Here is a 21,717-nt window from a genome sequence, read left to right as displayed (position 1 = left end):
TGATCACCCTAGCCTAAAACCGTTATGGCACTGTGCTATTTAACGACCCGCGATACTTCCCTCTACTCACAATTTTAACTCTCGCACATCTTCTATCATTTTCTCCACATTTCTTTCTTCGCCAGAAATAGCCAATGGCAATAATTTGACCTTCATCACGAAAACAACAAAACAAAATAAAACAACAAAATGCCAATTTGTGATTTTTAATTTCTAATTATCTTAATTTAATGGAATATTAGTTTGATTATATGATTTTTTAATTAAATTATTGGTATTAATCACTGTTGTGTTAGTGGGGTTAATGGATGGTTTTATGTTGTTTAATGTTGCTTTGAATTATTATTTCTGTGATGGTGAATTGCAGTTAAAAACATAATAACACTTTCTAATATTTCTTATCTTTTGAGGCCCGACATGAAAAATGTAGCAATACTCGGAAGCAGCGGGGGAAATCTGTTCAATCTCGGTGGTGCCTACCCCGAAAGACTTCTACAAGAAATCTATACCCAACTCCACTCTGCTGGGTTAGGTGTCAGTGCGGTGCAATTTATTGCAGCGGAAGAGTCGATGGATGTGGCAAAGCCGACCACCGCCGCCGCCGTTTATTCAATAATCGCGGAAGAAGGGGATAAACCACGGATTAGCTTCCAGGGGAAACTCTCCGAGGTGAATGACGCGGTAAAATCATCGGATGCGGCCATTGCGGCACAAATTCGAGCCGGTGATATTGATGGCATCATTATCATGAGTGCCGACCCTGATCGCAGTAATAAAGACGCTATTTTGGCGGCGATAGAAAAGAAAATCCCTATTGTGGGCACTGGCGGCACCTCGATGGCAATTATCACCTCCAAAGGTGCCAATGTGATTGCCACCTCTGGCACAACTGGAACCAATAGCCGCACACGGGCTATCTCTTTTACCGCCTCGCTATGCAAACACTGGCAGATAAAATATACCCCAGTGCTGGGCAGTAGCGAGGCCAACATGCCGGGCAGTGACAAGAGCCTGCTAAAAAGAATCAATATCCGTAGCATCATGATCCCAGCTCTGCCTGGTTTTATCGCCATGGCTATTGTATTGGCGCTAAGCCATATCCCAGGGTTGCAATCACTCAATGCCATTTTTGAACTGTTGTTGAAGGGGTTGCCGGTTATTGTCGCGGTTATTGCGGCTAAACAGGTTTCTGAGCTAGATGAAGTGTCGATTGTGGCGGGGGTTGTCGCCGGGGTGCTGTCGGTAGAAGGTGGCTTAATCGGCGGTATTTTGGGAGGGATCGGCGCCGGTATTATGGTGCGTTACCTGTTCGGGCTCTGTCTGAGATGGCAATTCCCAATGACCACCATCAATATCGTAGCGGGTGGTTTGTCCGGTTTATTCTCCGGTTTAGTGATGTATTACCTGCTTAGCCCATTGGCATTAGCCGCTGGTGACTATATCAAATTGGCTATCGAAGCCACTCTGGCTTTTAGCCCGATTTTAGCCGGATTACTGGCCGGTCTGGTTATTTGGCCAGCTATTCTGGGTGGAGTTTATCACGCAGTTATATTGCCACTGGTATTACTGGAAATGGAAAAGTCCGGTGTCAGCTTCCTCGGCGCGGTCGATATGGTCGGGCTGGTGATGGTGGCAGCCGGTATTAATCTGGCAAACGTGATTGCTCCGCGCGAGAAAAGTGAAGCCGCAGTAGCTGCCCCAGGGTTGTTAATTAACCTCGGTTTTGGGACGTTCGTCGAATCTGCTTACCCGTTCATGTTTTCTAATAAAGTCGTCTTTGCTGGTGCAATATTCTCCGCCGGCGTTGGCGGCATGTTGCTGGGATTATTAAATATTAAAGGCGTGGCATATGTACCTGCATTCGCCTCCCCATTCTTGTCGAATAACGCTTTTTATATGGCGATAGTCATGGCGGTAACACTGGTGTTGACCTGTGTAATCACCCTATTAGCCAACAAGTTTGTCGCAATTAAAAAAGCAGTACCCGAATCACCAACACCAGGGATCTCGGGCTAAGAGTTAACAATTAAAAAAGCCGTTTTATATAAATCAAGTAGAGGTAAATATGTTCAACGCTGATATGAGTAAGAAACGTTCCGTCGCTATGGATAAAGTACGAAATGCAATTTCATTACATGGCGGTCAAACTATTCTCAGTACTGGAATAACCGGAGATGATGCTCGCTTAGCGAAAGCAGTATGCGATTCAGGTGTTAAATTATTGGAACCTAATCACCCGGCGTTGGCACTGGCTCGCGGCCATAATGGCGTGACGAATATGCATGCTGCGGAGCGTATTCGTCATGAGATAACCATCGGCCAAATGGCACAAGCCGTGCGGGGGGTGCGTAATGTGGTGGCTGACGATATTTTTATTACCGTCGGCATCGCCGGGGGCTTTACTGAAACTGTACCTACACCCGTGACAGAACAAGATATTTTATTGATAGCTCAATCAGGGGCTGATGGTTTACATACCCATAAGTCCAGTTTTGAAGATTTAAAGGAACTGGTGGATTTAGCCCATAAATATGGTCTGACGGTGGATGCTTATATTGGTCATCCGAGTGACTTGCATACCTTCGGTATTGCCGCTGAAACCCCCGCTGATGTTGCGCAAGTGGCTAAAACGATGGAAGCACTGGGTGTTGATATGATTGGTTTAATGACTGGCATGAGCTACGAAGGTGTCAGTGCGGGTGATATTCCTGATGCTATCAAACAGAGGCTTCTGGCGTTGGTCAGTGCGGTTTCGGTACCAACATTAGCAGAAGGGGGGATCAATCTGGAAAATGCCAAAGCATTTAAAGATACCGGTGTAAATATTCTGGTGGTGGGCACCGCCATTGATAATGTTGTCTGCAACGCGGCAAAGGATGTGGTATCGCGCTTTATTACCCACTGATAGTATAATGTGAGCAAGGAGGGAGAGTATATTAGCAATAATATATTCTCCCTTTTTTATTGGAGTCAACGTATGTATAAGTTATTAGCACTTGATCTTGATGGCACGTTACTCACTCAGTAAAACCAGCAATCATTATTATGAAATAATGAAACATGGCATCAGTAAGGGGTAAGGATTGCATTATTTATCTCAGCACTTAAATATCAGTGCTCAAGCCATGGTCAGTATTGGCGATCAGCAGAATGATATCAGTATGTTTCAGTTTTCTGCTGTGGGTGTGGCAATGGGGGAATGCCAGTGATTTTGTCAAATCTTGTGTGGATAGGGTAAGTCAGGATAATAACCAACACAGGGTCGCTTTTACCATTAATCAACTCTGGCCGGTGTGATTGAATCGCCTTTTGTTTCATAAAATTATTCAGTAGAATGACACTATGTATCGCACAGTTTCGGGCCGCTATTCCTATGAATCAGATCAAACGTAAACAGTTTATTTTAGAAAAGCTGGATAGTCTTGGTGAGGTTTCGGTTATTGGTCTTTCTGAAGAGTTGGGTGTGACGTCTGAAACCATCCGCCGTGATCTTTCCTATTTAGAAAAGAGCGGTGAGGTCACTAAAGTCCATGGCGGTGCGATAAAAGTTCAGAATATACAAGAGGGCAGTTTTGCCCAACGAATGGATTTAAATCGCCAGGAAAAAATGCTAATTGGTCAATATGCTGCATCGTTGGTGACTGAAAACGATACTTTATTTATTGATTCTTGTACCACCACACTTATTTTTGCTTCATTCTTACCATTAGTGAAGTTTACTGTTTTTACTAATTCATCATTAATTGCTGATCAAATTAAAAGTAAAAATAATATGGCTGTCGTGCATGTATTAGGTGGTGAATATAATCATACCTACAAGGCTAACTTAGGCATTCAGACCATTGAACAAATGAACGATATTCATACTGATTTCACTTTCGTCGGAGTTGGCGGAATAGACAGTGATTTTGGCGTGATGGTAAAAAATTTAGATGAAGGGCGTATTGCCAAGAAAATGTTGGCGATGGGCAGACAGAAAGTTATTTTATGTGACACCAGTAAATTTGGCCAAAGTGGGTTAATGAAAATAAGTGACATCAATGATATTGATATTATTGTCACCGATAAAAAGAAGAATATTCATAAACAAGCAATTGAAGCTATCTATTCAGATAAAATCATCTACGCCAATTAATATTATTTTACAACACCCACCGCAATAGCGGGTGTCTTTATATGTATTACCTCAGCATTTTTCAACGTGCATTGCACTACGAATACCCGGTTTGAACCCGTATTGTTGAGCCTGCCAGACAATAATCAACCCAAGGAGTAATAACCCCAACACTGTCCACGGGAAACTTACTGCTCCGGCGCTTTGTAACAACAGGCCACCGATGATCCCGCCCCCTGCAATGGCTAAATTCCAAGCCACCACAATCATTGACTGCGCCACATCGGCATTTTGTCCTGCGGCATCCGCCGACGCGGTTTGCAATAGTGTGGATGCGCCACCAAAACTGAGGCCCCAGAGCAACATGCTGCCATAAATCGCGGAGGGGGATCCCCCGGCGATTGCCAATATCAATGCAGCCAGAATAAAGGTACCAAGACTCAGTAATACCGCGCCACGTAACCATCGATCCACGACTAATCCGGTGAAGCAAGTTCCCGCTAGCGCACTGACACCAAATACCAACAGCACTTTATCGAGCTGATTTTCCAACCCGACTGGGGTGATAAAAGGGGCAATATAGGTATAAAGAATATTATGTGCCAGCATCCAAAGGACAATAACCGACAAAATGGGGCGTATGCCAGGGGTGGTGAACACTTTGCGCACCGGTTGCTGCTGTTTGGCCGATTGCCCTGGATAATCAGGTATTTTCACGATAACCCAGACAATCAGCAGCAAAGTTAATCCCGACATAATGGCAAATGCATTGCGCCAACTGAGCACCATACCCAGCCATGCCCCCAATGGTACCCCTAGTGCCAGGGCGATAGGGGTGCCGGTCATGGCGATCGCCATTGCGCGCCCTTGTTGATGAGGTTGTACCATACGTCGTGCGTAACCTGCGATAAGCCCCCATGCCAGTCCAGCGGCAGCACCGGCCATAAAACGGGCCAGTAAGGTTAAACTGAACCAAGGCGAAATAGTGGTTAAAGTATTGAATATGAAAAAACCGACAATGGCGCTGAGTAAGGCTTTACGCCGCCCCCAACTGCGGGTCAAAGTAATTAAGGGGATCGCAGCCAGTAACGAACCCAGAGCATAGAGTGTCACCAATTGGCCAGCCAATGCTTGTGAAACCCCCAATCCTTGGCCGATCTGCGGCAACAATCCAGCTGGTAATGTCTCGGTCATGATGGCAATAAAGCCCGTCATCGCGAGAGCCAATAATGCCGAGAGAGGAAAGGGCGCTGCTTTCATTATTGTTTCCCGACGCCATAGATGGCGTCCCGCAGATCGTTGACAAATTGCCCGGACATACCTTCGTATAGGGTATTAGTTAATGCGACTGCGGATATCCCTTGAATCCTATCAACAAACCATGAGTGACCATATGCACCTCCCCAACGCCATGTACCAACGGACTCAGGTGAATCAGCCTCGTGTGGATCGCGCAAGACCGAAAAGCCTAACCCGAAGCCCAAACCGGGAGAGTCAGGTAAGATAAGACCCTGAATTTGGTCTCGGCCCATCTCATCGACTAAAGCCGCTGGAAGCAGTGGTGAGCCACCCCGACGTAGCGTTTCCAGCAAGCTCAACAGGTCGTTGGCACTGCCTATCATCCCCGCACCGCCAGAAGGGAAAGCATGGCGATTGAGTGCACGGGCAGGGGAAAATCGAATACCGATGGTATCGGGGAACGCGGCGACAAGTTCATCTTCCTGCAAGGGGTGTGGCGCAGGTGTATCACTGACATAAGGCGTAGCTAGCCGACTGACATCATGGGTGAAAAAATCCGTGTCCTGCATATGTAGTGGCTCGGTGACCAATGCCCTTACTGCTTGATCTAATGGCCGACCACAAACTTGCTCGATAACTGCACCTAATACATCAATTGCCAATGAATAAGCCCATGCAGTTCCTGGGGCATAATATAGTGGCACATCGGCTAACCGACGTAAGTTCTCGTTGAGTGTGATTGCTGATCGATCCATGCCATCGGAGATCCCCGCGCGCGCATAGGGCCCATCCTCATCAGCTTCACAAAAGCGATAGCTCAAACCGGCGGTATGGCTGAGTAATTGGCGTATCGTAATGGTTGGTAATTCCTCATTTGCCAGCCGGGGTTGAAAGTCAGGTAACCAGCGCCGGATATCGCCATCAAGGTCGAGCTTACCCTGTGCGACTAATACCATTGCTGCTGTAGAAACGATCGGCTTACTGATGGATGCCAAACGAAACAGGGTATTGGAGGTCATCGGTTGTCCGGTTTCGCGATCCGCCCATCCTGCTGCCCGGCTGAAATGTGTCTCGCCGTTAAGCGCCACCATGACTACGGTACCCACCAAGCGCTGTTCGGTGAGCGCCTGATCAATCACTGTATTAATTCTGGCTGCCAGATGCACTGGCTGTATTGGCACTAACGAACTCGCAGACATAGTAATTCCTTAATCTGAATGAAGACTTAACCATAGATGGCCATCTAACAATAGATAACTACGCAATCAGGAAAAAGTGGGGTAGATTTCCAGTATTAGAGGATAAAAATGTCCGCAATCGGAGCCGTGATGGATAGCCTAAGCAGTCTGAGTGTTTTTGTTCAAGTGGCCGAGACCCGTAGTTTTGTGATGGCAGGGCGTATATTGGGTGTTTCCGCTTCAGCGGTTGGTAAGAATATCGCACGGCTCGAGGGGCGGTTAGGCGTGAGATTATTTCACCGCAGCACTCGCAGCATAGCACTGACTTCCGAAGGTGCGCTTTTTCTTGAACGTAGTCGGCGGATTCTTGCTGAGGTAGAGGCCGCAGAGCTTGAGCTGTTACAACTTACCGATAAGCCGCGCGGCAGGTTGCGGGTCAGTTTGCCACTGGTGAGCACATTGTTGTTACCCGTATTGGCCGATTTTATGCTCGCATACCCCGACATTGAGCTAGATCTGGATTTCAGTGATCGGATTGTTGATGTGGTCGAAGAGGGATTTGATGCCGTCGTCCGCACCGGTGAACTGACTGATTCCCGTTTGTCAGCACGTAAGTTGGGGCAGTCCACCATGCTACTGGTGGCATCGCCCGCCTATCTGGAGCAGCATGGTGAGCCTATGCACCCTGTTGAACTGGCGAATCATATCTGCCTGCATTATCGTTTCCCTAACAGCGGAAAATTGGAAACCTGGCCCTTGCCTAATGAGTCTGATTTGCGGATCCCAATCTCGATGGTATGCAACAACATTGAAACCAGAATGTGTTTTGCTTTAAGAGGATTGGGCATCGCCTGCTTACCGGATTTTTCGATGGGAAAGGCAGTGGCGGAAGGCAAATTACGAAGCTTGCTGGATAGTTATGTAAAGCGCACAGTGAGCTTGCATGTGGTGTGGCCTTCCGGGCGTTATATCACGCCTAAATTACGGGTATTTATCGATTTCCTTAGTGACAGGATGTTTGCGGGCAAATAGCCACTTAAGCTATAGGCGAAAAGTTTTTAGCACAGGATGATTGGCACCTTGATAATCCGGCCGTGGGGACATTACTTTTCTTCAGTCAATAAGACTTTTTTGGCTGCTTCAAGAAATTCATCCGACAACTTATCCCCGGCGGTGGCGCGCGCCAGTGTTAATGCACCGGACAACATAGCAAGCTGTGCCAGCGCGTGTTGCCTGCGTTGTTCTTCATTTTCTATATCAGAAACAGACATTAATCTGTCTAGCAGGGATCTCACGCCACTGAGATAAACCTCTCGCACCGGATTCTCATCATTCTCACGTGCCACATCGCTGGCTAGCGCAGTAATTGCACAGCCATCTTCTGCATGGTCACGGTGGGTGGTTGAGAGATAAAGTTCGACTAACGTGCGCAGATTATGATGCTCGGGCTGGCTGCTGATTTGCTGCCAACGGGTGCTGGAATCGTCGAGCGCTTTGCGACTGGCGATAGCCGCCAATTCATCTTTAGAGGTAAAGTGTCCATAGAACCCGCCATGAGTCAATCCGACCGCAGCCATTAAATCGTTGACGCTGACACCATTCAAACCCCGGGCACGGAAGAGTTGTGAAGAGGTCTGTACGATTGACTCGCGATTGAGTGCCATCTGTTGCTTTGATACTCGGGCCATACATTTCTCCTGATTGAACAGGCAGCATCATAAAGTATGCCATGCTAGCACATCAATAGATGTTGCCTCTCATCAATACAGATCTTGATTCATGCCCGCGGTGGTCGGGGGGCGATGATACGCGTACTATCGCCGCCCTGCGCCCGTGCCAGAGTGTTGGCGATTTGTTCGTGTGGCGTTCCCAGAGTAATGGCGCTGACCTTATCAAGACGTGCCACTTGTTCATCACTCAATATCACATCTAATGCTGCCAGTGTGTCATCCAGTTGGGCTTGGGTACGGGAGCCTAAAATAGGGATTAGGCTGGTAGGGGAGTTTGCGGCTTTATGGCGCAACCAGGCAACAGCAATATGTAATGGTTGCACGTGGTGTTCCTGTGCTATTGCGATAACTTCATCGAGTAGCGCAGTATCTTGCTCGGTATGCACCAATCGGCCCGCAAAACCAAGTAGACGACCTTCATCGCTTTGACGATATTTTCCTGTCAGCAATCCTCCCCCCAGAGGTGACCACAGTGTGGCTGCTAAGCCGAGTGCTTCGGCCATCGGCAGTAGTTCACGTTCAGCCGTTCGCTGTACCAAACTGTACTCTACCTGAATACCGGCAATACGTGACCAGCCGCGTAATTCTGCCAAGGTATCTGCCCGTGCAATGCGCCATGCCGGGAAATTGGAAAGCCCTGCATACTGTATTTTGCCTGCACGAGTCAGGTCGTCAAAAGCGCGCACAATTTCTTCAAGAGGCGTTAACTGGTCATCAAAATGGGCCCACAATAAATCAATGCGGTCGGTGTTAAGCCGTTTAAGGCTGCTTTCCACGGAAGCAATCATATTGCGGCGGCTGTTTCCGGTTTGAGCAATCCCCGCATCCGGTTGTGCTCCCAGCGTATATTTTGTTGCGACCACAAAACGATCACGTTCCGCAGCAATGAACTCTCCTACGATCTGTTCAGATTGACCGAATTGGTAAGTATCTGCGGTGTCGATGAAATTACCCCCGGCCTCGGCATAGCGGTCAAATACCTGTTTTGCTTCCTCTTTTTCCGAGCCATATCCCCAGGCAGTACCAAAGTTACCGGTACCCAGTGCCAGTTCGGAAACCCGTAGGCCGCTATTACGACCAAAAGTGGTGTATTTCATATTGATTCCCCATCCCAACAATTATTTATGATGACCAACATCTATTATATATGACATGCATAATCTATTTGTGCAAGTGAATCCTCTTTGACGCTTAGATGATGATTTTGGGGGGCTATTGTTATTATTGTTAGGCGACACATTTTATTAGAATAAACCCATCAATAAATTGTGGATTAATGACAGCGTAATCTTGCGTTACCGACAAGTTAGCCTATTATTTGAACAATTTAGCGTTGTAAGTGCTGCTTTGTCTGGTTTTCCCTCCATCCGACATTTTTTCCATCGATTATCAAAGTTTCCTTCAGAGGACGTCACGCACAACTTCGTATTCAAGCGTGGGGTGGATTTACCGTGGGCATTTGGATACCGAAGGCCAATGTTGAACTTGAATGCGACCTTAGCCAGCTTGAACGAGCTCCAAGCATCATAAAATCAAGATGACCTCCAGTATGAATAATGGGTCCGATCGTCGGTCTGGCACCGGAATTCGGTATATCAATTTATGGCGCGACGAAGGCTTTTGTGTTGTTCCTCCCTCAGGGACTGAACCTGGAGTTATAAATAGCGCTAAGAGAATCACATATTTTAATCGGATAAAAGTGTCTGAATCGCCATGGAGCGAATACACTCTTCTACGATGCCGTTTTTATTTGCATTACGTTCATCATCTAATTGTTGAGTGATATCACTGCCGTCCGAATGACGTTTCCTCTCTCGGGAACGCTCTGGTTTTAGTCGGTGACGATCCTGAGTCGGACTTTCTTTTATAGGCTGTTCGTTCGCGAACGGTCCCTGCATGCAACCAAGGAACGAAAGATGGCCTACGCAACAACCAATCCCTACACCGGCGAAACGATCAAGACGTTTTCTGACGCCACTACTGCCGATGTTGCTCTTGCTCTGGATCAAGGCGATGAGGCATTCAAGCAATGGAAAAATACTACAATCGCCGATCGTGTTGCCGTGCTGCAAAAGGCGGCCGACTTGCTCCGAGCCAAGCATACCGAATACGCCAAGTTGTTGACACTGGAGATGGGTAAGCTACTGGGAGAGGCCGAAGCGGAGGTTGAACTGTCGGCGGCTATCTTTGAGTACTACGTCGAGAATGCGCAGCAGCAACTGGCGCCGGAGAAGCTGCATTCTAAAGACCCTGCGGTAACCGAAGCGTGGCTGGTGCATGAGCCTCTAGGCATCATCCTGGCTATCGAACCGTGGAATTTTCCTTACTACCAGATAGCTCGAATCATCGCGCCGCAGTTAGCGGCCGGGAATGTCGTGATACTCAAGCATGCGTCTAACGTACCGCAATCCGCCGATGTGTTTGAGAAGCTAATGCTTGAAGCCGGCCTGCCGGTAGGCGGATTCAAAAACCTCTACGCTAGCCGTGAGCAACTCGAAACCATCATTAACGATCCGCGTGTACATGGTGTTGCGCTAACGGGTTCGGAGGACGCTGGCGCTGTGGTTGCAGCACAGGCCGGTAAGGCATTGAAGAAGTCAACGATGGAGCTGGGTGGTGCTGACGCCTTTGTGGTGTTGGAAGATGCTGATCTGGACAAGGCCGCTAAGTGGGCGGTGTTTGGCCGCCACTGGAATGCCGGCCAGGTGTGCTGCTCGTCCAAGCGTATTATCGTGGTCGAGGCTATCTACGACGCTTTCCTTGATAAGTACACAGCTGGCGTTGCCCAACTCAAGGCCGGCGATCCGCTGGACCCTGCCACGACTCTGGCCCCGCTGTCCTCACAGGGTGCGGCCGACGATGTGCGTAAACAGGTGAAGGAAGCTGTCGGCCACGGCGCGACCCTGACCGTGATTGGTGCTGAGGTGCCGTCGCAGGGCGCCTTCGTGCAGCCGGTGTTGCTCACCGGCCTGACTAAGGATAACCCGGCGTATTACTGGGAATTCTTTGGCCCGGTATCGCTGGTCTTTAAAGCCAAAGATGAAGCGGAAGCTATCGAGATTGCGAATGACTCGCCTTTCGGCCTTGGCGGTTCGGTGTTCACTCAAGACATCGAACGGGGCCGCAAGGTTGCAGCTCAAATGTCTACCGGCATGGTCTACATCAACCATCCGACTGCGGTGAAGGCTGACCTGCCATTTGGCGGTGTGCGCCGCTCAGGCTATGGCCGCGAGCTGATTGGTCTCGGACTGAAGGAGTTTGTCAATCATAAGCTGATTGGTGTGACGGATATCGATGGCGGCTTCTGATCTGCTCTGCAATTTTTAGTTATTCAGAATAAGATTTTATTAAATTGTTCGGAGATCAATAACGGTGCCGAAGCACCGTTATTGATGAGAGCTAATAACGATTAGAAGTTGTATTTCACCCCTAACATCACTGCAGTATCGCTGTAACCTTTGTCGCCCAATTGCTGGCCGACGTTACCCCAGACATTCAGTTGCTTGTTCAATTGCCCCTCAACACCCACTTTCAGTTCACCGATATTCTTCGCGCCAGCTTGTTTCACTTCAACCGCGTTCATATTGGTGCCAAAATCTTTGGTGTTGTGGATCCAGTTGGCTTCCACAAACGGTTGGAACTCGCGATCCTTGCCATTATCACTTTCGTGGTGGCCTTTCATATAAGAACGCAGCCCCAGACGGGTCTGGATATTACCGTCGCCTTGACCACTCACCTGAGTACCGTTTGCTTCACGGTGCTCGTCAGCCTTCACACCCATCCAGGTGATTTGGGCTTTCGGCTGGATAAAGTACGTTTCGTTCTTAGACTTATTCTCGCCGATTTTAAAGGTGTAGCCGCTCTCGACCGACGCGGTGATCCCTTTCGATTTATACTCTTCCGTCGCCAGACCGTCGCCCTGCACGCTATTGTTAAACCAGCTGTACTGCGCCCAACCGTCAACATACAAGCCCGACTTGTCTTCGTCGTTGGCATACCAGGTGCTGTACACCCCGGCGGTGTAACCATCAACCGAACCACTCGACTTATAGCCCGATTTCGCGTGGGTGTCGCTTTTGCTATTACCGTAACCGGCCATCACACCCAGGTGTAAACGGTCCAGACCATCGTTGCTCCACTGGGCGATATCGCCACCCAATTGCATCACATAGCGGTTGCTTTGGGTTTTCAACTGACCACTGGTGTCACGTGAACGGTTATGTCCGCCTTCGTTACGCAGCCACATGCTGGTCACTTTCTGCTCGCCAGTCAGGGCGTCGATATACTGTGTTTCGCCCAAACGATCGTGCAGACGCGTCACAAACATAGTGTTGGCTGCGGCCAGGTTCGCGGTGTAGCTGCCGGCTTCAGGACGTTTAGTTTCCTCGCCTGGGCCCACTGGATTTTCTGGATCAACCGGGTTCTCTGGATCAATCGGCAAATTGCTCAGGCTGGTCAAATACCAGTTACTGGCGTTTGAACCCACCCCACGTACGAGTGAGTAATCATATGCACCCGCTACGATACGGCCAGGGTTCACAAACTCACCGTCGGATTGACCATTCACCTGAATGAGCTCAATACCGTTTAAGGTTTTAGCGCCCGTACCGCCCGCATTATCTACGCTTACGTTAGTGGTGCCGCTGGTGTTGCCGTTCACAATCATGCTGTCGGTGGCAGAGCTGTCGTCGCCCAGCGCGGTGTTGAAGTGCAGCAGACCGTTGTTGCCAATATAGTTGCCGTTGACCACTAATTGGTTACCGGTGGTGCCCGTACCGTCACTGGTCTTGTTACCGATAAATACCGTGCCGCTGTTGGTTAAGTCAGTGCCAACGGTAAAGATATTACTGGCCGGCGCCAGGCGAGCCAGACGGCCCATCGCCGGTACCATCGGTGCCGCTGGGTTGCCCACAAACAGCACGCCCTGGTTATCAACCGCGCCCGCTACACCACCAAAACCGCCCATAAAGGCACCGCTGGCTATATTCACCTGCTGGCTTGCCAGCGTCATGGGGTCAGCACTGCTGCCTAACATCAGGCCACCCGCATTGATATCTGTCTGGCCGGTATAGGCCGCAGATTGTGTCAACGATACGGTGCCTGTGCCGTTTTTAGTCAGGCTGCCACTGCCGCTAATGCTGTTGGCCAGCAACCAGTCACTCGCACTATTGAGCACCAATGCGCCGTCGTTGGTGACCGCCGCCGTCCCCAGATGTTCTGCCTGAGAAGCAGTTAACTGGCTGCCGTTCGTGATAGCAAACAGGCCACTGAACAGGCTGTTATCACCGCTCAATGTGATGTCGCTGCTATCTTCCAGCACCACACTGCCGGCATCACTGATAGCATTTGCTAACTGGCCCGCAGCCCCTTTCAGTGTCAGCAGACCGGCGTTAACGATATTGCCATCGCCCAGACCCGCTGCATTGTTCAGTAACGCTTGTGCGCCACTGGCAATGGTGGTCACCGCGCTCAGGCCAGTATTGGCACCCTTAACGCTCAGCACATTGGCGGCAATTGTCAGCGCGCCACTGCCGGTCAGTTCACCCTCAGACATACCGCCCTGACTCAAGGTTAAGCTGCCACCATTGAGATCAACCGTTGAGCCCGCAGTACTGTTCAGTTCGCCCACGGTTTGGCTATGACCCTTCATGTCAAAGGCGGTATCTGCTGCCAGTGATAACAGCGAGGTATTCCCCAACACATTATCATTCAGCATCTGCAAGGTGCCGCTGCGTACATCGGTAGAACCGGTGTAATCATTGTCCAGATTGGACAGTGTTACCGTATTTCCTGCACCGGTATCAATCGCCAACTCACCACTGCCCGTCACTTTGGCACTCAAATCCGCCGCAGGACCGGTTTTATTGGTGGCATACAGCGCCAGTGCATCTGCACCGCTGCCCAGCAGTTCAACTTCGGTCAGGCCGTAACCGATATACAAACCGTCGTTACCCGTACCGCTGCTCAGGCGATAATCGTAAGTGCCTTTGGCGACCGTGGTGCCATTTTGTGCAATATCGGCCGTGGTGGCATCGGTAATGACATTGCCATCCTGGTCTTTCAGCACCAGATTGCCACCATTGCCTTGCACCACCACATCACTCACCGCCAGTTGCAGCAAGGTATTGGCATCATCCTGCTCCATGATGGGCAGTACCGGATTGACCGGCGTCTGGCTGTTGTCGACGCTGTCGATGTCCACCACCACCGTCCCGGTGCCCAGCAGGTTCATCTCTTTGGTGGTATGGATAGTGCTTTTCGCCACCGTCTCACCCGGAGTGCCGGTGTTAAATTTCACCGTACCGCCGTCAAAGGCCAACCCACCGATAGTTTGCACACCGTCACCGACGGTGGTGATACTGTCCGCGCCCAGTTTCAGGGTGGCATTCACTAATGCTGCCGTGTTATCCGCCGCCAGTTCAAAGGTGGCGTGACCTAATGCCAGTACCCCGTTAAAGGCGTTCTGTGCCGCATTGGCCGTAAAATCAAAGGCATTACCGGCGGTATTAACGGCCATCGTGCCGAGGCCGTTCAACTTGCTGTTAAAGCTCACGGCATTCAGGTTATTAACCTGCAACAGACTGCCGTCACCCAGATTAAAACCGGTGTTGGCATTGTCATCCTGACTGTCACCCAGCGCCAGCAGCACATTGTCCAGTGTCAGCGTTGAGTTATTGATCAGGTTGATGTATTCCATATTCTGGATGGCATCAGCATCACTCAGGGTATACAGCGAACTGTCCAGCGTCAGCGTATCGCTGCCGGTACCGCCGTTCAGTGAGCTGAACACGCCGGTATCGGCTAATGTCAGCCCTTTCAGAATGAAGGCATCATCGCCGCTGCCGGTGGTGAAGTCAGTGCCTTTACTGCCTTGCATCAGGGTCACGGTGTTGTTGCCCGCTAACAGATCCACCTTGCCAACAATTGTGCCACCCGTGGCGTTGGTAAATGCCAGACCCGTCCCAGTATTGGTTACGACAGCCTGCTGCGTGGCGCTGTTGGCTTGAATGGTACCGCTGTTGACGAAGCTGGTGACATAACCGTTATTGATGTCCACCACCGGGCTGGTGAGTGATGTTGATATCAGGTTACCGGACTGCTCGACACGGCCGGTAGTGCCTTTGACAATCAGGGCTGCACCGCCTGCGGCATCATTGACGTTTACGCTGGCACCGGTTTTCAGATCCTGACGGGAGTTGGTGACAATCCCTTTGCCCGCGGCTGAATTGACGTTAATCACCAGACCGGCCGAGTCGGACATGTCCAGCGTATTATCGGTGATGGTGTCGCCGGTGTTGGCAAACAGAATACCGGTACCGCTGCCGTTGACATTGATCGTGCCAGAGTTGGTTGCCGCCAGGGAGGCACCGGTACGAATACCTGCACCATTACCCACCGTCAGCGTGGTGTCTTTTAACTGAATACCGGTAATTTCCGCTTTGTTTTCAATCGCATTACCTGTGCCGCCCGCGGTCATGGTGATGGTTGCGCCATCCACGGTCAGTGCTGTGGCACCGGTATCAAGCAGTACGCCATGGGCAGTGCCGCCCGCTTTGGTTTCACCGTTACCGGATAAGGTCAGGCTCGCCCCCGCACCCAGCAGATAAGCGGCGGTGCCGTCGGTTGCGTTGACGGTACCGCTGTTATTCACGGTAGAGTTAGCACCCTGAATATTGACCGCAGTCCCATTGACTGTGATGAGGTTTTGGTTGGTCAGAATCCCGCCGTCTACCAGCACGCCAGTACTGCCTGCTTGTGTAAAATCAATGGAGCCATTGTGGATAAGCTCACCGCCATTACGGGCGATATAGCCATAGGCACCAGACGCGGTGTTACCGGTGGTCAATACCGCCGAACTGGTTAAGACAGATTTTCCGGTAGCACCGGTGGCAATACCATCCAGGCCGTAGTAGTTGCCATCGACGATACCGGCAGTAGCCCCATCACCGCTCAATTCCAGGCTGGCATCTGCCGTGATGGTGCCGCTGGCGCCACCCTCGACTTTTACCCCAGTAGAGCCCTCGCCAGACAGGACCATATCTAACGCGCCGGAGTTAAATGTACTGCCAACACCGGTGACTTGAATAAGAGAAGAATCTTTACCGGTGGCATTCATGGTTGAGGCTGTGGTCCCGATAAAGCTGGCACCCTTATCAACGCGATACAGTGTAGAGCCTTCGGTTGAAACCGTTTCATCACCCGTGGCAATGTTATTGACGCTAGAGCCCGTACCGTAAATCAGGTAGCCCACCTGTTTTTTACCTGAAACAAACTCAACCTGACCGGTACCGGAGACATTAATGGTACCTTTATCTTCAGCAACCACCCCAATAGCACCATCGCCCGCCAGCTTTACCTCACCAGAGAGATTAGCCACCGCGCCCGCACCAACCGCCTGAATACCGTAGTTCGCCAGTTTAGTGGCAGCATCAAGCCCGTTATTTACATAAACGTTACCGGCGTTAGTGGCTGAACTGTTGGTTAGTACTTTGATACCGACGGTATTGATACCATTTATAACGATATCACCATTATTGAAGATATTCGTGGCGTTAGCGCTGGAAGAGATACCGATATTCTGCCCTGCATTTTGTCCGGATACCGCACCAGCACCGTTGAGCTCAATAGTGCCGTTTTGATTGACTACTGTTCTCGCTCCTTGTGCAGCAATAGCTGTAGAGTTTTCAGTTTTGCTGCCAATCACGATTTTACCGGTCGCACTATTGGTAAAGGTAGCGATATTGCTCAGATTAACCGTATCTTGCAGTAATTTGACGGCATAAGACTGGGTCTTAATAGCCAGATCAGTGACGATATCAGTCGCTGAACGCTGTGCTTGACGGCCAATATAGACGGTACCGTTATTTTCAAAGGTAGAGCCTTTCTGAACACTCACCCCTTCGTTCAGATACCCTGTTGGAGGCGATTTATCGATAGTTGCAGCAATGTTAATAGCGCCGTTATTGACGAAGGTTGAGGTACCGTCAATGATAGCTACGCGGGTATAAACACTGCTCCCACGTGAAGCCGTGTTAATTACGCCGTTGTTAGTGACTGAGGAGGCCCCATTAGCCAAAATTGCAGTATGGCTCCCACTGGCGACATCCAGTGGTAAAGTGGCACTCGGTATGGGTTTGAAATCCAGCATGTCAGGGTTAGTCCCCGCGTCCAGAACCCCAGTCGCTTCATTGATTACTGTACTGTCAGTGGCGAAAATAATATTGGTGCCACGAACAGTGCCTGCGGCTGAACCTAATGTCCCAGCGTTATTCAGGGTCGCGCCATCGTTCAATCGCACCACGGAAATATCCGTATTGAACGCCTGAATATTGGCATCAGCACCTATATTCACAATAGCATGTTGACCATCACCATGAATAAAGGCAACACGGCTAGAATCGACCAGGTGATTTACGGCATCATTGGCATCAATCCCCATATCAAGATAGATCGGGGTGACTTTGGGTGTAACCTGGCCGCTAGTAGTTATATAAGCTCGCGCAAGTTCAGCCTGGTAGCCATTGCTGTCCAGTGCAATCGCACCACTTTTAATGCCTGCGATTAAATCATTGTTGTATTTTTGGAAATCAGCAAAGTTTTGAACATTTTGGGCCCCTAAATACGGGCTGGTGAATGCACCGGTAAAGTCATCAAGTACAGCATTCGCCACCGAGGTACCACTGTCACGAATGTTATTGCTGTTACTCCCCAGATTGACTACAGTTTTGGCGTTGTAATTTAAGACTGTATTCTGGGCTGAAGTCGTAGAGTCAACATAGAATCCTGAAGAAGTCGTTGTTGCCGCTTCACTTTTCAGGCTGCCTTTAAGAATGGCGTTAAAATAGTTATTGCTGTCATTAACCCAACCTGCGGCCGTGCTGCCGACAGCCACGGTCAGATCACTGCTATCCTGCACATGGAATAAGTTGCGATTCACATACTGGCCATTTTCACCAACCGCATAAGAAACAGGTACCACAAAATCAGCAAGTGGTTTAATTGACATCGCAGTACTGCTATACACATTAATAGTAATTAATGCGCCAGTGCCTTTCGGGTCAAGGAAAGTTTCAGTAACCATATCCCCTAAATTGAAAATATTTTTACTGATCAGATTCTCAGCACCATAGAGGAAGTTCCCCGGGGGAATATCACCCAGTTTACTGTTTTTGAAACCAACATCACCTTTGGCAATATTGCTAAAACTCCCCGATAAAGTATTGTTGGCCCCACTAAACGTCTGCGTAAAATCAACTTCAGGTGTAAATCCGGGAACACTTACATCCGCAGCAAAAGCAGAGCTCGCCCCTAATGTGAACATCAAGGTGATGGCAATTTGGCTCAGGCGAGAGGGGGTCGTTAAACCTAAAGTTGTATCGACAGTTCCCGAGCAAAGTGACTTAGTTTTTTTTCCTGATTTAGAGATTTCAGATGCAACGTCATAGCGGCCTAAGGCACTATTCCAAATGACTTTAAATACTTTATTCATAGTATTACTCTGATTAGATGCGTAGACCTAATAATCTGGTCTATCCACAAGGGTGTTGGTTTAGAACTGAGTAGGATTGTTTAAAATGTTAAATTAACAATGTTGACCTTTTAATCAGCACAATATAACTCACCCCACTAATTACGAATATAGGAGGGCGATAGGGGTGTTGTAGGAAATTTCCCTAAATTGATTTAATTTATTTATTAAGTGCAGTGCGACTTATTGTAAATGTAAGATGTTTGCTTTTTAATTTTTACTTGTTATTTTTCAGGCTGTTATGTTTTTTATTATGGTTTTGGTGGCGTGGTGTTTCGGATTTATTGGGGCGCTATCTTTATATTGATAGCGGTTGAGTTAACCATAGTAACTGAGTGGGTAACTTGCTGCTATTTTTTCGTCGCAATTATCTCAGCCACAGTTTTATATCTATTCTTATTTCAGGTTACGGATACAATGCTCAATGCGTTTAGTGTGTGATAGTTAAATAAAACTGAATCATTGTTAGATGTGTAATTGATAATCTTAATAAGATGAGAATGAAAAAATGTTTTTAATTATAAATTTAAACTGGAGTGAATTAATCTAGTTATTCAGCACCATTATTATCTTTTGTGTGCAGCTGAATTTATGAATGTTACCAAAAGCGCCGGACAAAGATGCTTTAACCCGTTTTTCTGCAGGTAAGGTTTCTGCAAGCCAGAATAGAGAAACCAGCATCAATGCACCGATAATTGCCAGCAACCAGAAAATGGCGTGCCAGGAGGTGATGCTAATCATTTGTCCGCCGACCAGTGGCCCGGCAATGGGCGCAATAGCCATAATGATCATCAGGGTAGAAAGCATCTGTGCTGCACGAGTACGACTAAACAGATCGCGTATCATTGCCCGTGCCAGCATGGGGCCTGTGCATACTCCCAAAGCCTGAAAGACACGCCAGAAAATGATTTGCACAATATCAGTCGATAATGCGCAGCCCACCGAGCCTATAACGAACAATATCATGCCGGCAGGCGTCGACTAAAGTGGTCACTAATTGACCCTAAAATCTGTTGGGCAAGACAAAAGCCGGTATAGTCAATTCCACATCGCCCTGCAAATCTATTGCCATGACTGGCATGGTAGGTAAATAGATATCGATTAAAAAGCCGGTGATAGCCATTAACGCACTGAGAATTAAAACAAGTGTAAGGCCGCTGGTTTTTCCGGCAGCTAGTTGCGATCGTGTCTGTGAGTTGGCCATGATCATCTATCTGAATATTAAGAGGTGAACGCATGTTAACGGATTTATGCAAAGAGATAATGGCAGGTAGCAGGATAAGCACTATGAGCAGTATTCATGAATACACTAAATAGCGGGTCCATTGAGTATCTTTTACCAGGCAGCCAATAAAGACATGACTCCTGGATACAACTAAAAGATAGTTCTCATGACTGTAGAATTTGGTCCGCACCTTCGGCAAATAACTTAGCCTGAAGGTGAGTGCGACAGCTTAAAGAAGAAGGTGTTGGGAAATCTTCGAAAGTGGCACCCATTTGAGGGGTTATTTTTTACGTATCCCATTACTCATAAATTATTCTCATTATTAACCATAATTGCCGGATTGTTCTACAGTTAAAGGGCGTTAATGCTTTCAAAAGGAAATAGGGTTAGGCTGATAAATAAATACTACCCCTTTTTATTGGCAAGTAATTTTTGCGGGTGATTGGATGATTCACGCATTTTCTGTACTTGAAGATAAATGTAGGACAATACTTTCTTGGGTAAAATCGTTTCGTTATATATCATCAGATAAGCGTGATTTAAGGATTGATCTGCTGCGGGGCATTGCTTTGGTGATGATGGTTGTAGCCCACATTGAAGTGATGTCGCTATTGAATATCTTTACTTGGGAGCGTTTTGGCCTGACAACCGGCGCGGAAGGGTTCGTTATTCTCTCGGGATTTATGTTGGGTGTAATCAATCGCCAGCGTTTAAAAAAAGAAGTTCTGCTAACTATAAGCTATGCACTATATCGACGAGCAGCAAAAATATATGTGGTTAATATAGTGATCATCCTTAGTATTTTACTTCTAGCTAAACTGACGTTCATAAACACTTTCGAAGTAACCCATTTTACCGATCGCTTTTCAAACGTAAGTTATACGTTATATCCACTTTACGACCAGCTAAAAGAATCTTGGTTTAACATGGTGCTCTACTTACAAATCGGGCCTCATCAGAGCCAGATTTTGGGGCTATATTTCTATCTGCTGTTGGCCAGTCCTATTTTTATCTATTTATTGCAACGCCGATGGGTAGGTGTATTGCTGCTGTTATCTCTGGCATTATATATTATCTACCATATTACCGGGATACGAGTTACATCAGCGGAATTTGAGTTTGCTTTTCCATTTTTGGCTTGGCAATTTATTTATGTCTTGGGGATGACGATTGGTTGGTACAAAGAAGAGTTGCTTTCTTTAGCCCATACTCAGGCTGGATTCTGGAGTTTGTCAGTTGTTGTATTATTTACATTAGTAATGATGTTTATTGCACAGAATCATACCAATCCATTTATGCCCTATAACACGATGCTCCATATCATAAATACGAAAAATTTCAATTGGTTCTATCTGAACTTTGCTGAAAAGAATGCATTAGGTCCACTGCGTATTATTAATGATTTTAGTCTGCTAACAACATGTTATTTGGTGTTAAGTTATTTTTGGAAACCAATAAATAAGATGTGTGGTTGGTTTTTAATAACATTAGGCCAACATTCTTTGTATGTTTTTATTATCCACGTGTATGTGGTCTTATTGGTTAGTCAGGTAGTTGATTTTGGTTTATGGCATCGGGCATGGTTGCTAAATACATTGGTTCATCTCTGTGCCTTAATGATGTTATGGCTATTAGCAAAATATGATGTCGGTAGGAGATTTATTCCTAACTGATTTGTATTTTTTTGACTCAATCTTATAAAT

The 21,717-nt window shown here is 48.0% G+C and carries 11 protein-coding genes and 3 pseudogenes; 8 read left to right on the top strand and 6 right to left on the bottom strand.

Annotation, left to right across the window (positions count from 1 at the left end):
- The first annotated feature begins 417 nt into the window (after positions 1-417).
- From A6J66_008200 to A6J66_008185, 4 genes and pseudogenes are all read left to right on the top strand, one after another.
- The gene (locus A6J66_008200) at positions 418-2,016 is read left to right on the top strand and encodes a PTS sugar transporter (protein PNM24172.1); all 1,599 of its coding nucleotides are present in this window, start codon (positions 418-420) and stop codon (positions 2,014-2,016) included.
- Between the two features lie 49 nt (positions 2,017-2,065).
- Entirely contained in the window at positions 2,066-2,905 is an 840-nt protein-coding gene (locus tag A6J66_008195) for a histidine biosynthesis protein (protein PNM24171.1), read from the top strand.
- A 100-nt stretch (positions 2,906-3,005) separates the two neighbouring features.
- Positions 3,006-3,297: pseudogene (locus tag A6J66_008190) on the top strand (hypothetical protein).
- Between the two features lie 76 nt (positions 3,298-3,373).
- Positions 3,374-4,135 carry a DeoR/GlpR transcriptional regulator gene (locus A6J66_008185; protein PNM26939.1) on the top strand — a complete coding sequence of 254 codons (762 nt, stop codon included), beginning with the start codon at positions 3,374-3,376 and terminating at the stop codon, positions 4,133-4,135.
- 51 nt (positions 4,136-4,186) lie between these two features.
- On the opposite strand, the gene A6J66_008180 is transcribed toward A6J66_008185, so the two are convergent.
- The gene (locus A6J66_008180; protein ID PNM24170.1) at positions 4,187-5,374 is read right to left on the bottom strand and encodes an MFS transporter; all 1,188 of its coding nucleotides are present in this window, start codon (positions 5,372-5,374) and stop codon (positions 4,187-4,189) included.
- Positions 5,374-6,552 (bottom strand): serine hydrolase, encoded by a 1,179-nt coding sequence (locus A6J66_008175; protein ID PNM24169.1) that lies wholly within the window; start codon positions 6,550-6,552, stop codon positions 5,374-5,376. The genes A6J66_008180 and A6J66_008175 overlap by 1 nt, the downstream gene beginning before the upstream one ends.
- 129 nt (positions 6,553-6,681) lie before the next feature.
- On the opposite strand from A6J66_008175, the gene A6J66_008170 reads away from it, so the two are divergent.
- Complete coding sequence (locus A6J66_008170) at positions 6,682-7,563, top strand: LysR family transcriptional regulator (GenBank protein PNM24168.1); 882 nt, start codon at positions 6,682-6,684, stop codon at positions 7,561-7,563.
- A 71-nt stretch (positions 7,564-7,634) separates the two neighbouring features.
- On the opposite strand, the gene A6J66_008165 is transcribed toward A6J66_008170, so the two are convergent.
- Positions 7,635-8,219, bottom strand: coding sequence for a TetR/AcrR family transcriptional regulator (locus tag A6J66_008165; GenBank protein ID PNM24167.1), 585 nt, complete (start codon positions 8,217-8,219; stop codon positions 7,635-7,637).
- An 89-nt stretch (positions 8,220-8,308) separates the two neighbouring features.
- Entirely contained in the window at positions 8,309-9,358 is a 1,050-nt protein-coding gene (locus A6J66_008160; protein PNM24166.1) for an aldo/keto reductase, read from the bottom strand.
- 459 nt (positions 9,359-9,817) lie between these two features.
- On the opposite strand from A6J66_008160, the pseudogene A6J66_008155 reads away from it, so the two are divergent.
- Both A6J66_008155 and A6J66_008150 read left to right on the top strand, forming a co-directional pair.
- A pseudogene (locus A6J66_008155) lies at positions 9,818-9,919 on the top strand (SDR family oxidoreductase).
- Between the two features lie 258 nt (positions 9,920-10,177).
- The gene (locus A6J66_008150; GenBank protein ID PNM24165.1) at positions 10,178-11,569 is read left to right on the top strand and encodes an NAD-dependent succinate-semialdehyde dehydrogenase; all 1,392 of its coding nucleotides are present in this window, start codon (positions 10,178-10,180) and stop codon (positions 11,567-11,569) included.
- Between the two features lie 101 nt (positions 11,570-11,670).
- Here A6J66_008150 and A6J66_008145 read toward each other — a convergent pair whose 3' ends face one another.
- Positions 11,671-18,750 (bottom strand): autotransporter outer membrane beta-barrel domain-containing protein, encoded by a 7,080-nt coding sequence (locus tag A6J66_008145; protein PNM24164.1) that lies wholly within the window; start codon positions 18,748-18,750, stop codon positions 11,671-11,673.
- 585 nt (positions 18,751-19,335) lie between these two features.
- Positions 19,336-19,993, bottom strand: a pseudogene (locus tag A6J66_008140) (hypothetical protein).
- Positions 19,994-20,460: 467 nt separating this feature from the next.
- On the opposite strand from A6J66_008140, the gene A6J66_008135 reads away from it, so the two are divergent.
- The gene (locus A6J66_008135; protein ID PNM24163.1) at positions 20,461-21,687 is read left to right on the top strand and encodes an OpgC protein; all 1,227 of its coding nucleotides are present in this window, start codon (positions 20,461-20,463) and stop codon (positions 21,685-21,687) included.
- Positions 21,688-21,717 lie beyond the last annotated feature (30 nt).

This window comes from Yersinia enterocolitica (assembly GCA_002082245.2).
Taxonomy (GTDB): Bacteria; Pseudomonadota; Gammaproteobacteria; order Enterobacterales; family Enterobacteriaceae; genus Yersinia; species Yersinia enterocolitica_E.
This window is presented reverse-complemented; position numbering and strand designations above follow the sequence as displayed.

Bases quoted from the DNA above. Each gene is read 5' to 3' on its own strand.
- A6J66_008200 (PNM24172.1), top strand. From the start codon at position 418: ATGAAAAATGTAGCAATACTCGGAAGCAGCGGGGGAAATCTGTTCAAT.
- A6J66_008195 (PNM24171.1), top strand. From the start codon at position 2,066: ATGTTCAACGCTGATATGAGTAAGAAACGTTCCGTCGCTATGGATAAA.
- A6J66_008185 (PNM26939.1), top strand. From the start codon at position 3,374: ATGAATCAGATCAAACGTAAACAGTTTATTTTAGAAAAGCTGGATAGT.
- A6J66_008180 (PNM24170.1), bottom strand. From the start codon at position 5,374: ATGAAAGCAGCGCCCTTTCCTCTCTCGGCATTATTGGCTCTCGCGATG.
- A6J66_008175 (PNM24169.1), bottom strand. From the start codon at position 6,552: ATGTCTGCGAGTTCGTTAGTGCCAATACAGCCAGTGCATCTGGCAGCC.
- A6J66_008170 (PNM24168.1), top strand. From the start codon at position 6,682: ATGGATAGCCTAAGCAGTCTGAGTGTTTTTGTTCAAGTGGCCGAGACC.
- A6J66_008165 (PNM24167.1), bottom strand. From the start codon at position 8,219: ATGGCCCGAGTATCAAAGCAACAGATGGCACTCAATCGCGAGTCAATC.
- A6J66_008160 (PNM24166.1), bottom strand. From the start codon at position 9,358: ATGAAATACACCACTTTTGGTCGTAATAGCGGCCTACGGGTTTCCGAA.
- A6J66_008150 (PNM24165.1), top strand. From the start codon at position 10,178: ATGGCCTACGCAACAACCAATCCCTACACCGGCGAAACGATCAAGACG.
- A6J66_008145 (PNM24164.1), bottom strand. From the start codon at position 18,750: ATGAATAAAGTATTTAAAGTCATTTGGAATAGTGCCTTAGGCCGCTAT.
- A6J66_008135 (PNM24163.1), top strand. From the start codon at position 20,461: ATGATTCACGCATTTTCTGTACTTGAAGATAAATGTAGGACAATACTT.